At 59.5% G+C, this 13,814-nt stretch carries 9 protein-coding genes and 1 tRNA gene; 9 read left to right on the top strand and 1 reads right to left on the bottom strand.

The features are described from left to right. Positions 1-110: 110 nt before the first annotated feature. A tRNA-Leu gene (locus I9H07_RS21380) sits at positions 111-197 on the bottom strand. A 225-nt stretch (positions 198-422) separates the two neighbouring features. On the opposite strand from I9H07_RS21380, the gene rnr reads away from it, so the two are divergent. From rnr to I9H07_RS21335, 9 genes are all read left to right on the top strand, one after another. After that, positions 423-3,056, top strand: coding sequence for a ribonuclease R (gene rnr, locus I9H07_RS21375; RefSeq protein WP_024675696.1), 2,634 nt, complete (start codon positions 423-425; stop codon positions 3,054-3,056). Beyond that, positions 3,053-3,808, top strand: a complete 756-nt coding sequence (gene rlmB, locus I9H07_RS21370; protein WP_024675695.1) for a 23S rRNA (guanosine(2251)-2'-O)-methyltransferase RlmB — start codon at positions 3,053-3,055, stop codon at positions 3,806-3,808. Before rnr ends, rlmB begins: the two co-directional genes overlap by 4 nt. Positions 3,809-4,114: 306 nt before the next feature. Then, complete coding sequence (gene rpsF / locus I9H07_RS21365) at positions 4,115-4,540, top strand: 30S ribosomal protein S6 (RefSeq protein ID WP_002551828.1); 426 nt, start codon at positions 4,115-4,117, stop codon at positions 4,538-4,540. Positions 4,541-4,568: 28 nt separating this feature from the next. Next, positions 4,569-4,799 (top strand): 30S ribosomal protein S18, encoded by a 231-nt coding sequence (gene rpsR / locus I9H07_RS21360; protein WP_002551829.1) that lies wholly within the window; start codon positions 4,569-4,571, stop codon positions 4,797-4,799. 39 nt (positions 4,800-4,838) lie between these two features. Then, positions 4,839-5,735, top strand: coding sequence for a hypothetical protein (locus I9H07_RS21355; RefSeq protein ID WP_024673050.1), 897 nt, complete (start codon positions 4,839-4,841; stop codon positions 5,733-5,735). Between the two features lie 19 nt (positions 5,736-5,754). Continuing rightward, positions 5,755-6,201: a 50S ribosomal protein L9 gene (gene rplI, locus I9H07_RS21350; protein ID WP_003317208.1), complete on the top strand. Its 447-nt coding sequence runs from the start codon at positions 5,755-5,757 to the stop codon at positions 6,199-6,201. Between the two features lie 123 nt (positions 6,202-6,324). Next, complete coding sequence (dnaB, locus tag I9H07_RS21345; protein ID WP_024673049.1) at positions 6,325-7,719, top strand: replicative DNA helicase; 1,395 nt, start codon at positions 6,325-6,327, stop codon at positions 7,717-7,719. Positions 7,720-7,826: 107 nt separating this feature from the next. Next, positions 7,827-10,136 carry a YgiQ family radical SAM protein gene (locus I9H07_RS21340; RefSeq protein ID WP_024673048.1) on the top strand — a complete coding sequence of 770 codons (2,310 nt, stop codon included), beginning with the start codon at positions 7,827-7,829 and terminating at the stop codon, positions 10,134-10,136. Between the two features lie 333 nt (positions 10,137-10,469). Further along, a complete protein-coding gene (locus I9H07_RS21335; protein WP_024672839.1) occupies positions 10,470-13,748 on the top strand; it encodes a DUF2126 domain-containing protein in 3,279 nt (1,092 codons plus the stop codon). Positions 13,749-13,814: the final 66 nt, after the last annotated feature.

Below are 13,814 nucleotides of genomic sequence, written 5' to 3'. Positions count from 1 at the left end.
CCACGTGTGTGTGGCGCTATGCACGGGCAAGGCGAGAACACTTCCAAACCCCGGAAAGTTCAAACCCCAGAAAGCACAAAACCGAGCCAGTGGCTCGGTTTTGTTTGAATTGGTGCCCAGAAGAAGACTCGAACTTCCACGACCTTGCGGTCACCAGCACCTGAAGCTGGCGTGTCTACCAATTTCACCATCTGGGCAGTATCAACAAGCATCAGCCTGTCGATGGCGCGCACTATACGGAGCGCCTTTTGGGCTGTAAACCCCGGCAGTGAAAAAAAGTCCAAAAAAATCGTGGGCGGCGTGTTTCGGGTGTTTCAGCGTGGTTGAAGAGGCTTTTTAATGAGCGGTTTGAGCGTGAAATTTCCCGTTTCATGAGGTCTATGCCAAACTAACCCCTATATATACAAGGTGAAAACTATCTAATGGCCGATTGGCAGTCCCTCGATCCCGAGGCCGCTCGTGAAGCGGAAAAATACGAAAACCCTATTCCCAGCCGCGAGCTGATCTTGCAGCACCTTGCCGAGCGCGGTTCGCCGGCAAGTCGCGAGCAACTGGTCGAAGAATTCGGCCTGACCACCGAGGATCAATTCGAGGCCCTGCGCCGTCGCCTTCGTGCGATGGAGCGCGACGCCCAGTTGATCTACACCCGTCGTGGCACTTACGCGCCTGTGGATAAGCTGGACCTGATTCTGGGTCGCATATCCGGCCATCGCGACGGCTTCGGTTTTCTGGTCCCTGATGACGGCTCCGATGACCTGTTCATGAGCCCGGCGCAAATGCGCCTGGTGTTCGACGGTGATCGCGCGCTGGCACGGGTATCGGGTCTTGACCGACGCGGTCGCCGCGAAGGCGTGATCGTCGAAGTGATTTCGCGGGCCCACGAAACCATCGTCGGCCGCTATTTCGAAGAAAGCGGCATCGGCTTCGTTGTTCCGGACAACCCGAAAATCCAGCAGGAAGTGCTGGTGACCCCGGGCCGCAACAACAGCGCCAAGATCGGTCAGTTCGTAGAAGTGAAAATCACTCACTGGCCGACCCCGCGCTTCCAGCCGCAAGGTGATGTGGTCGAGGTTGTCGGTAACTACATGGCGCCTGGCATGGAAATCGACGTCGCGTTGCGCACGTACGACATTCCGCATGTATGGCCAGAAGCCGTACTCAAGGAAGCTGCGAAGCTCAAGCCGGAAGTCGAAGAGAAAGACAAGGAACACCGCGTCGACCTGCGTCACTTGCCGTTCGTGACCATCGATGGCGAAGATGCTCGCGACTTCGACGATGCGGTTTATTGCGAAGCCAAGCCGGGCAAGCTGCGCTTGTTCTCCGGTGGCTGGAAGCTCTACGTGGCGATTGCCGACGTATCGAGCTACGTGAAGATCGGTTCGGCGCTGGATGCTGAATCCCAGGTGCGCGGCAACTCGGTGTATTTCCCCGAGCGCGTCGTACCGATGCTGCCAGAGCAGTTGTCCAACGGTCTCTGCTCGCTGAACCCGCATGTCGACCGTCTGGCCATGGTTTGCGAGATGACCATCTCCAAAACCGGCGAGATGACGGACTACGTGTTCTACGAAGGCATCATCCACTCCCACGCTCGCCTGACCTACAACAAGGTCAGCACGATCCTGGAGCAGCCAAAGACCGCCGAGGCGAAAAGCCTGCGTGGTGAATACGGCGATGTGGTCCCGCACCTGAAACAGCTTTACGCGATGTACAAAGTATTGCTGGGCGCGCGTCATGTGCGCGGCGCGATTGATTTCGAAACGCAGGAAACCCGGATCATCTTCGGTTCCGAGCGCAAGATTGCCGAAATCCGTCCGACCACTCGCAACGATGCTCACAAGCTGATCGAGGAGTGCATGCTGGCCGCCAACGTGGCCACCGCGCAGTTCCTGAAGAAGCATGAAATTCCTGCGCTGTACCGCGTCCACGACGGCCCGCCGCCAGAGCGCCTTGAAAAACTGCGCGCATTCCTGGGTGAGCTGGGTCTGACGTTGCACAAAGGCAAGGAAGGTCCGACACCGAAGGATTATCAGGCGCTGCTTGAAACCGTTCGCGATCGTCCCGACTACCACCTGATCCAGACCGTGATGCTGCGTTCGTTGAGTCAGGCGGTCTATAGCTCGGACAACAACGGTCACTTCGGTCTGAATTACGAAGCGTATACGCACTTCACGTCGCCGATTCGTCGTTACCCGGATCTGCTGACCCATCGCGCGATCCGCAGTGTCATTCGCTCCAAGCAGGATACGCCGCACGTTCGTCGTGCCGGTGCTGCCACGATTCCGAAGGCGCGCATCTACCCGTACGACGACGCGTTGCTCGACCAGTTGGGCGAACAATGCTCGATGAGCGAGCGCCGGGCCGACGAAGCCACACGTGACGTGGTCAACTGGCTCAAGTGCGAGTACATGAAAGATCGCGTCGGCGAGTCTTTCCCGGGTGTGATCACGGCGGTGACCGGCTTTGGCCTGTTCGTCGAACTGACCGACATCTATGTCGAAGGTCTGGTCCACGTCACCGCTCTGCCGGGTGACTACTACCACTTCGATCCACTGCATCACCGCCTTGCCGGCGAGCGTACCGGGCGTAACTTCCGCCTGGGCGACACCGTTGAAGTGCGCGTCATGCGGGTCGATCTGGACGAGCGCAAGATCGATTTCGAAATATCCGAGACCGCAGCGGCTGCCACTCCGGTGGGGCGCAAGCGTCGTGGTCATGACACTGCGCCACCTGCTGCTGCACCGGCTGAAAAGGACAAGGCACCTGCCAAGTCGTCCGGACGCCGTGCGGCCTCTACCAAAGAGAGCAGTCCCGAAGCGTATCGCCCAAGCGATGCGGCGGCAAAAAACGCCGAAGTGCGTAAAAGTCGCGAGCTGAAGAAAGCTCTTTTGGCAGACGCGAAGGGTGGTAGCAAGGCGTCGTCGGGAAAGTCTGACAGGTCGGGCTCTGCGCCTTCATCGGACAGGCCGGCCAGCAAGCACCGTAAAGGCTCGTCGAAGACGGGCTCCGCGCCAGCTGCAAAAAGCAGTGGCGCTCGTAAACCCAAGGCCAAGTCATGAGTCAGCTGGAAAAAATCTACGGTGTGCATGCTGTAGAAGCGTTGCTTCGTCACCATCCGAAACGCGTCAAGCATATCTGGCTGGCCGAGGGTCGTAACGACCCTCGCGTGCAGACGCTGGTTGCGCTGGCGAGCGAGAATCGCGTGACTATCGGTCAGGCCGAACGTCGCGAAATGGACGCCTGGGTCGATGGCGTGCATCAAGGCGTGGTGGCCGACGTCAGCCCGAGCCAGGTCTGGGGTGAGGCGATGCTCGACGAGCTGCTGGACCGCAGCGAAGGTCCGCCCTTGCTGCTGGTGCTCGACGGCGTGACCGATCCGCACAACCTGGGCGCCTGCCTGCGTACGGCCGATGCTGCCGGTGCGCTGGCTGTTATCGTGCCCAAGGACAAGTCTGCAACGCTGACACCTGCGGTACGAAAAGTTGCCTGCGGTGCGGCCGAAGTCATACCGCTGGTCGCTGTAACCAACCTTGCGCGCACGCTGGAAAAACTCCAGCAGCGCGGTTTGTGGGTTGTCGGTACGGCAGGCGAGGCCGAGGTCGAGCTGTACCAGCAGGACCTGACCGGCCCGACGATCATCATCATGGGTGCGGAAGGCAAGGGCATGCGTCGCCTGACCCGCGAGCACTGTGATTACCTGGTACGCCTGCCGATGGCCGGCAGTGTCAGCAGCCTCAACGTGTCGGTTGCCACCGGCGTGTGTCTGTTCGAAGCGCTGCGTCAGAGGTCCGCCAAGCGGAAGCCGGCCTAGAAGCAGCTGCAAGTTGCAAGCTTCAAGCTTCAAGCTACAAGCTACAAGCTACAAGCTACAAGCTACAAGCTACAAGCTACAAGCTACAAGCGGACTGCCTCTACTTGCAGCTTTCCACTTGCAGCTTGTAGCTGCTCCCCCATTTGTAGCTTTCCACTTGCAGCTTGCAGCTGCCTTCTCTACACTTGCGCCCCTTGCTGTCACGGCAGGCGCTCATGTGCCTGTCCCTGAGCAAGACCAACAGTGTCATTCACTCCTTGTCTGACCGCTATTTGAGCGGCAGGCTACAACCCGTAAGGAGCATTCATGCGTCATTACGAAATTATCTTTTTGGTCCACCCGGATCAAAGCGAGCAAGTCGGCGGCATGGTAGAGCGTTACACCAAGCTGATCGAAGAAGACGGCGGCAAAATCCACCGTCTGGAAGATTGGGGCCGTCGTCAACTGGCTTACGCAATCAACAATGTTCACAAGGCTCACTACGTGATGCTGAACGTTGAGTGCACTGGCAAGGCTCTGGCCGAGCTGGAAGACAACTTCCGTTACAACGATGCTGTGATCCGTAACCTGGTCATCCGTCGCGACGAAGCCGTAACTGGCCAGTCCGAGATGCTCAAGGCTGAAGAGAACCGCAGTGAGCGCCGTGAGCGTCGTGACCGTCCTGAGCACTCCGACAGCGCCGATGGCGATGACGGCGACAACAGCGACGTTAGCGATAACGCTGACGAGTAATCCACGGACCTTTTGAGGAGCCAATTACATGGCACGTTTCTTCCGTCGTCGTAAATTCTGCCGCTTCACCGCTGAAGACGTCAAAGAGATCGATTACAAAGATCTCAACACTCTGAAAGCCTACGTATCCGAGACCGGCAAAATCGTTCCAAGCCGTATCACTGGTACCAAAGCACGTTATCAGCGTCAGCTGGCCACCGCTATCAAGCGTGCCCGCTTCCTGGCCCTGCTGGCCTACACCGACAGCCACGGCCGCTGAGACCAGGTAGTCGACAAAACGTAACAAAGGATAGAAAGCATGCGTGCCCTGGCTGAATTCATCATGCGCGGCCGTATGCAGGCCACTCTCGTAGTGGCTGGATGTGCGGCATTGCCGCTGTTGTTCTGGTTGAGTGCTGCCGCGGGTTGCCTTGTGCTCCTGCGGCGCGGGTTCAGTGATGCCGTTGGTGTCCTGTCCTGGGCTCTGCTGCCGGCCTTGGTCTGGTGGTATTTCGGCGAACCTCGTACAGCCATGGTGCTGGCCGGTTCGCTGGGTTTGGCAATGGTTTTGCGTGCCAGCGAGTCCTGGGTCCGCACGCTGCTGGTCAGCGTGGCGTTGGGTGTGGTGTATGCAGTAATTCTGGGCACGGTTTTTCGCGAACCTCTGGAAGCAATGTCGCAGGAGTTGCAGAAACATCTGCCGACAATGCTGGCCGGGCTCTACGAGCAAATGAACGTAGAAGAGCGAGCGCGTCTGGGAGCACTGATTGCCCCCGTCCTGAATGGCCTGATAGCGGCTGTGTTGCAAATCGTCAGTGTGTTGTGCCTGGTTATCGGGCGGTACTGGCAAGCGATGTTGTACAACCCTGGCGGTTTCGGGCGTGAATTTCGCGCCGTGAAGCTCCCGCTGGTGGCTGCGTTGATGCTGTTGGTGTGCATGCTGGTGGGGCCGAATTTCGGTCCGCAGATAGCCATGCTTACACCGCTGTGCAGCGTACCGCTGGTGTTCGCCGGGCTGGCTCTGATTCACGGACTGGTCGCTGAAAAGCGTCTGTCGCGGTTCTGGCTGGTAGGGATGTACATCACGCTGCTGGTGTTCATGCAGCTGATTTATCCGTTGCTCGTGGTAATTGCCATTGTCGACAGCCTGATTGATTTTCGCGGTCGCCGGGGTTCGAAAGATTCCGGCAATGGTCCTGCGAACGGTGAAGGTTAAAAGTTAAGAGGATTTCCACATGCAACTGATCCTTCTGGAAAAAGTCGCCAACCTGGGCAACCTGGGCGACAAAGTAAACGTTAAGGCCGGTTACGGTCGTAACTACCTGCTGCCTTACGGCAAAGCAACCGCTGCAACCGCTGCCAACGTGGCTGCGTTTGAAGAGCGTCGTGCCGAGCTGGAAAAACTGGCTGCAGACAAGAAAGCATCTGCCGAAACTCGCGCTGCCCAACTGGCTGAGCTGGAAGTGACTATCACTGCCACCGCTGGTGACGAAGGCAAGCTGTTCGGTTCGATCGGCACCCACGACATCGCTGATGCACTGACCGCCTCTGGCGTTGAAGTTGCAAAAAGCGAAGTTCGTCTGCCGAACGGCACTATCCGCAACGTTGGCGAATTCGACGTAGCCGTGCACCTGCACAGCGACGTAGAAGCGACCGTACGCGTTGTCGTAGTGGCTGCTTAAGCAACACGTAATCGTCTGGCGGCATTGACGTCAGAGGATTAACATCGGGCACGATCCTGTTTACAGGTCGTGCCCTTTGTCTTTGTGCCATCCCCATTCTGCAAACTCCGAATTAAAGTGGCCATGAACGATATTTCCGCCCCCGAGCAATACGATCTGCAAACCGCTGCCCTCAAGGTGCCGCCGCATTCCATCGAGGCCGAACAGGCTGTACTCGGTGGTCTGATGCTGGACAACAACGCCTGGGAGCGCGTGCTCGATCAAGTCTCTGATGGTGATTTCTATCGACATGACCACCGTCTGATCTTCCGGGCCATTGCCCGGCTGGCCGATCAGAACAGCCCGATTGACGTAGTGACTCTTGCCGAGCAACTGGACAAGGAAGGTCAGACCTCGCAAGTCGGCGGTCTGGGCTACCTCAGTGAGCTGGCGAAAAACACGCCGTCCGTGGCCAACATCAAGGCTTACGCGCAAATTGTCCGCGCACGAGCCACATTGCGCCAACTGATCGGTATCAGTACCGAAATCGCTGACAGTGCGTTCAACCCGGAAGGTCGAACCGCCGAAGAGATTCTTGACGAAGCCGAACGGCAGATCTTCCAGATTGCCGAAGCGCGGCCCAAGACCGGTGGCCCGGTCAGCGTCAACGACCTGTTGACCAAGGCCATCGACCGCATCGACACCCTGTTCAACAGCGATAACGCGATTACCGGCCTGTCCACCGGCTACACCGATCTGGATGAAAAAACCAGCGGCCTGCAGCCAGCCGACCTGATCATCGTCGCCGGTCGTCCGTCGATGGGTAAGACCACCTTCGCCATGAACCTGGTCGAAAACGCCGTGTTGCGCAGCGACAAGGTGGTGCTGGTCTACTCGCTGGAGATGCCAGGCGAATCGCTGATCATGCGTATGCTTTCGTCGCTCGGCCGTATCGACCAGACCAAAGTGCGTGCCGGTCGGCTGGACGATGATGACTGGCCGCGCCTGACGTCTGCGGTCAACCTGCTCAATGACCGCAAGCTGTTCATCGACGACACTGCCGGCATCAGCCCGTCGGAAATGCGCGCCCGTACACGCCGGATCGTTCGCGAGCACGGCGAAATCGCCATGATCATGATCGACTACCTGCAGTTGATGCAGATTCCGGGTTCCAGCGGCGACAACCGTACCAACGAGATTTCCGAGATCTCTCGCTCGTTGAAAGCCCTGGCCAAGGAATTCAACTGCCCGGTGATTGCCCTGTCGCAGCTCAACCGATCGCTGGAGCAGCGTCCGAACAAACGCCCGATCAACTCCGACCTGCGGGAATCCGGAGCGATCGAGCAGGATGCCGACGTGATCATGTTCGTCTACCGGGACGAGGTGTATCACCCGGAAACCGAACACAAAGGCATTGCCGAGATCATTATCGGCAAGCAGCGTAACGGCCCTATCGGCACCACGCGCCTGGCATTCATCGGCAAGTACACGCGCTTCGAGAACCTGGCGCCGGGCAGTTATAACTTCGACGAAGATTGATCGCGGGGCCAGCCCGTCAAATCCGACCACTGTCGTCGGATTTGATCAAAAAATATGCTATATTCCGCGCCCGCGATTTTTCCAACGTGCAAACGTAGGTCCTGAACATGCAATCAGCCAAGCCGTTATTTGACTATCCCAAGTACTGGGCCGAATGTTTCGGACCAGCACCTTTCCTGCCCATGAGCCGGGAAGAGATGGATCTGCTTGGCTGGGATTCCTGCGACATCATCATCGTCACTGGCGATGCATATGTTGATCACCCGTCTTTCGGCATGGCGATCATCGGCCGTCTGCTTGAGTCCCAGGGCTTTCGGGTCGGGATCATCGCGCAGCCCAACTGGCAGTCCAAAGACGACTTCATGAAGCTCGGCGAGCCGAACCTGTTCTTCGGTGTCGCTGCTGGCAACATGGATTCGATGATCAACCGATATACCGCCGACAAAAAAATCCGCTCCGATGACGCCTACACCCCTGGCGGCATGGCCGGCAAGCGTCCGGACCGTGCGAGTCTGGTCTATAGCCAGCGTTGCAAGGAAGCCTACAAGCATGTGCCGATCGTGCTGGGCGGCATCGAAGCCTCGCTGCGCCGCATCGCGCATTATGACTACTGGCAGGACAAGGTTCGCAACTCGATCCTGATCGACGCCTGCGCCGACATCCTGCTGTACGGCAACGCCGAACGCGCGATTGTCGAAGTGGCTCAGCGTCTGTCCTACGGCCACAAGATCGAAGACATTACCGATGTGCGCGGTACCGCGTTCATTCGTCGCGACACGCCACAGGGCTGGTACGAAGTCGATTCGACGCGCATCGATCGTCCGGGCAAGGTCGACAAGATCATCAACCCGTACGTCAACACCCAGGACACCCAGGCCTGCGCCATCGAGCAGGAGAAAGGCAACGTCGAAGACCCGAACGAAGCCAAGGTGGTGCAGATTCTTGCCAGCCCGCGCATGACCCGGGACAAGACGGTGATCCGTCTGCCATCGGTGGAAAAAGTCCGCAACGACGCCGTGCTGTATGCTCACGCCAACCGCGTGCTGCACCTGGAAACCAACCCGGGCAACGCCCGTGCGCTGGTGCAGAAGCATGGCGAAGTCGACGTCTGGTTCAATCCGCCGCCGATTCCGATGACCACAGATGAAATGGACTACGTGTTCGGCATGCCTTACGCACGCGTCCCCCATCCTGCGTACGGCAAGGAAAAAATCCCTGCCTACGACATGATTCGTTTCTCGGTGAACATCATGCGTGGCTGTTTCGGTGGCTGCACGTTCTGCTCCATTACCGAGCATGAAGGCCGGATCATCCAGAACCGTTCCGAAGAGTCGATCATTCGCGAGATCGAAGAGATCCGCGACAAGGTGCCAGGCTTCACCGGGGTTATTTCCGACCTGGGCGGGCCGACTGCGAACATGTATCGCATCGCCTGCAAAAGTCCTGAAATCGAGTCGGCGTGCCGCAAGCCGTCCTGCGTATTCCCCGGTATCTGCCCGAACCTGAACACCGATCACTCGTCGCTTATTCAGCTGTACCGCAGCGCTCGCGCCTTGCCGGGCGTGAAGAAGATTCTGATTGCTTCAGGTCTGCGCTATGACCTGGCGGTCGAGTCGCCGGAGTACGTCAAAGAGCTGGTGACGCACCACGTTGGTGGTTACCTGAAGATCGCCCCGGAACACACCGAGGAAGGTCCGCTCAACCAGATGATGAAGCCGGGCATTGGCAGCTATGACAAGTTCAAGCGCATGTTCGAGAAGTACACCAAGGAAGCGGGCAAAGAGCAGTACCTGATTCCTTACTTCATCGCCGCCCACCCGGGCACCACCGATGAAGACATGATGAACCTGGCGCTGTGGCTCAAGGGCAACGGCTTCCGCGCGGATCAGGTGCAGGCGTTCTACCCTTCGCCGATGGCCACCGCTACAGCCATGTATCACTCGGGCAAGAATCCGCTGCGCAAGGTCACTTACAAGAGTGATGCGGTCACGATTGTGAAGAGCGAAGAGCAGCGTCGTCTGCACAAGGCCTTCCTGCGCTATCACGACCCGAAAGGCTGGCCGATGCTGCGTGCAGCGCTTGAGCGCATGGGCCGTGCCGACCTGATCGGGCCGGGCAAGGATCAACTGATTCCGCTGCATCAGCCGGCGACCGACAGCTATCAGAGTGCCCGTCGTAAAAACTCGACGCCTGCCGGTAGTCACAAGGTTGGCAAGGACCCGAAAACCACGCTGATCCAGACCCAGCACACCGGCCTGCCGCCACGCGGCAGCGACGGCAGCAAGCCATGGGACAAGCGCGAAGAAGCCAAGGCTGCGGCAATGGCGCGTAACAAGCAGGCCGCTAAAGAACGCATGGACGCGGCCAAAGGCAAAGGTCCGAAACCAGCGAAGCGCAAGCCAGTGGTGCCTCGCTAACCCTGAGCGTCAGCCGCTTCCGGCGCCGTCTGCTAAAGAGCGGACGCAGAGCGTCCGGAACGGCATGCCGACGCGGAGCGTCGCACGATAGTCGAGATTCTCGTTCCTCACGCGCCAGCGTCACCGTCACAATTGTTCACCCCCCGTTCAATCCCTCTGCCACACTGTCTGCCTTATTACTGTGCGACCCTTGCACGGTCAGGTCTGGCTGGCACAATTTTGGTGCCGCGTCTGACCGGGCGGGCGATGCCGATGTCGTTGGCGCATGACTTTGACCGGATGGCATAAGTCTTGCGCGGCTCATTTACCGTTCAGGCTCGCAGGAGGCACGCCGTGTCGATTCATATTGCCTTGCACCACGTCACGCATTACCGCTACGAACGCGCGGTCGAACTGGGTCCTCAGATCGTTCGTCTGCGCCCGGCCGCACATAGCCGCACCCGCGTACTGTCCTATTCGCTCAAAGTCCTGCCTGAAAACCACTTCATCAACTGGCAGCAGGACCCTCAGGGCAATTACCTGGCGCGTCTGGTCTTTCCGGAAAAGACCAACGAGTTTCGCGTCGAGGTTGATCTGGTCGCCGAGATGGCGGTCTTCAACCCGTTTGACTTCTTTCTGGAGCCGTACGCCGAAAACATTCCCTTCACGTATGCCAGTGAAGAGCAGCGTGAGCTGGCGCCGTACCTCGAAAAGCTGCCGCTGACGCCGAGATTTCAAGCCTACCTCGACAGCATCAGTCGCGAGCCAATCCCTGCCATCGATTTTCTGGTCGGCCTCAACCAGCGTCTGAGCCAGGACGTCGCTTACCTGATCCGCATGGAGCCGGGTGTTCAGACCCCGGAATTCACCCTCGAAAACGCCTCGGGCTCGTGCCGTGACTCCGCGTGGCTGCTGGTGCAGTTGCTGCGTCATCTGGGCATGGCCGCACGGTTCGTGTCGGGCTATCTGATCCAGCTCAAGGCTGACGTCGAAGCGCTGGACGGACCTTCCGGCACCGACGTCGATTTCACCGATCTGCACGCCTGGTGCGAGGTGTATCTGCCGGGAGCGGGCTGGGTCGGGCTGGATGCCACGTCCGGGCTGTTCGCCGGTGAAGGGCACATTCCGCTGGCGTGCAGCCCCGAGCCGTCCTCGGCAGCGCCGATCAGCGGCCTGGTCGAGCCATGCGAAACCGAATTCAGCCACGAGATGTCGGTCGAGCGTATCTGGGAGGCGCCACGCGTCACCAAGCCCTATACCGAAGCGCAATGGCAGGACATCCAGGCCCTCGGTCGGCAGATTGACGCCGACCTGCTGCGCGACGATGTACGCCTGACCATGGGCGGCGAACCGACGTTCGTCTCCATTGATGATCGCGATGGCGCCGAATGGAACACGGCTGCACTCGGCCCGCGCAAACGTGAACTGTCTGCCGAGCTGTTCCAGCGTATGCGCGCGCATTACGCGCCGCTGGGGATCGTGCATTTCGGGCAGGGTAAATGGTATCCGGGCGAGCAACTGCCGCGCTGGTCGCTGAACTGTTTCTGGCGCAAGGACGGCAAGCCGGTCTGGCACAACAACGCGCTGATCGCTGATGAAACACAGGACTATGGCGCGACCGGCGAACTGGCCGGGCGTTTCCTTGCCAGCGTTGCCGAGCGCTTGAAGCTGCCGGGCCGTTTCGTGTTCCCGGCCTACGAAGACAATTTCTACTACTTGTGGCGCGAAGGTGCGCTGCCGGTGAACGTGAGCGCTGAAGATTCGCGGCTGGATGATGAGCTGGAGCGGGCGCGCCTGCGCAAGGTCTTTGCGCAAGGTCTGGACAAGATGATCGGTCAGGTCCTGCCGCTGGCACGTAGTGCAGAAGGTGACAGTTGGCAGAGCGGGCGCTGGTATCTGCGTGACGAGCATTGCCGTCTGGTGCCGGGCGATTCGGCGCTGGGTTATCGACTGCCGCTGGCCTCCCAGCCTTGGGTCAAGGCAGCGGAATATCCGTTCATCCATCCAACCGACCACAACCAGGACTTCCCTGAGCTGGCCGACAGTGAGTCGCTGACCTCGCAACTCAAGTCCAGAGAGACTGATGCCGAGCGCGAACCCAAGATCGACGAGTCCGCCGACTGGCTGACCCGCACGGCGCTCTGTGCCGAGGCGCGTGACGGGCGTCTGTACCTGTTCATGCCGCCGCTGCAAAAGCTTGAGGAGTACCTTGAGCTGGTGGCCGTGATCGAAGCGACCGCCGAAGAGCTGCAATGCCCGATCCTGCTGGAAGGCTATGAGCCGCCGAGCGATCCGCGCCTGTGCAACTTCCGTATCACGCCTGATCCGGGTGTGATCGAAGTCAACGTGCAGCCCTCCGCAAGCTGGGACGAACTGGTCGAACGCACCGAGTTTCTCTATGAGCAGGCGCGTCTCACGCGCCTGACCACCGAAAAGTTCATGATCGACGGTCGTCATACCGGCACTGGCGGCGGTAACCACTTTGTATTGGGCGGGGCGACCCCGGCTGATTCGCCGTTTCTGCGTCGCCCGGACCTGCTGCGCAGCCTGATCAGCTACTGGCACAACCATCCATCGCTGTCGTACCTGTTCTCCGGCCTGTTCATTGGCCCGACTTCCCAGGCACCGCGCATTGATGAGGCGCGCAACGACTCGCTCTACGAAATGGAAATCGCTTTCGCGCAGATGCCCGAGCCCGGCGAAGAGGTTGCGCCGTGGGTCGTCGATCGTCTGCTGCGCAACCTGCTGATCGATGTCACCGGCAACACCCATCGTGCTGAATTCTGCATCGATAAACTGTACTCGCCGGATGGCGCGACCGGGCGCCTGGGCCTGTTGGAGTTACGCGCCTTCGAGATGCCGCCCCATGCGCGCATGAGCCTCGCCCAGCAGTTGCTGTTGCGGGCACTGGTTGCGCGCTTCTGGCGTGAGCCGTATGCACCGGCCAAACTGGCGCGTTGGGGCACGCAACTGCACGACCGCTTCATGCTGCCGCATTTCATCGAACAGGATTTCGCTGATGTGGTGGCCGACCTGAATACCGCCGGTTACCCGGTCAAGGCTGACTGGTTCGCCGCGCACCTGGAGTTCCGCTTCCCGAAAGTGGGCGATTACGCGGTCAACGGCATCCAGCTGGAGCTGCGCCAGGCGCTGGAGCCCTGGCATGTGCTGGGTGAGGAAGGCTCGGCCGGTGGCGCAGTGCGTTATGTCGATTCGTCGCTGGAGCGTTTGCAGGTGCACCTCACTGGAGTGCCACCGCAGCGCTATCTGCTGACCTGCAATGGCGTGCCCGTGCCGTTGCAGCCCACCGGAACGGTCGGCGAGTTTGTCGCGGGCGTGCGCTATCGCGCCTGGCAACCGGCCAACTGCCTGCAGCCGACCATCGGTGTGCACGCGCCGCTGGTATTTGACCTGCTCGACACCTGGATGCAGCGCTCGCTGGGCGGCTGCGAGTATCATGTCGCCCATCCGGGCGGCCGCAACTACGAAACCTTGCCGGTTAACGCCAACGAAGCGGAAAGCCGCCGCCTGTCACGTTTCTTCCGAATCGGTCACACCCCCGGCAAACTGGACGTTCCGTCGCTCAACATTAACGACGAGCTGCCGATGACGCTGGATATGCGTCTGCATTAAAAGAACAGTGGCTCTGTGCGTCAGATGCACACGGATGTGACATCTGACTGCACTACTCTGAAGTCC

The sequence above is a fragment of the Pseudomonas syringae genome, assembly GCF_023278085.1.
Lineage (GTDB): Bacteria > Pseudomonadota > Gammaproteobacteria > Pseudomonadales > Pseudomonadaceae > Aquipseudomonas > Aquipseudomonas syringae_Q.
This window is presented reverse-complemented; position numbering and strand designations above follow the sequence as displayed.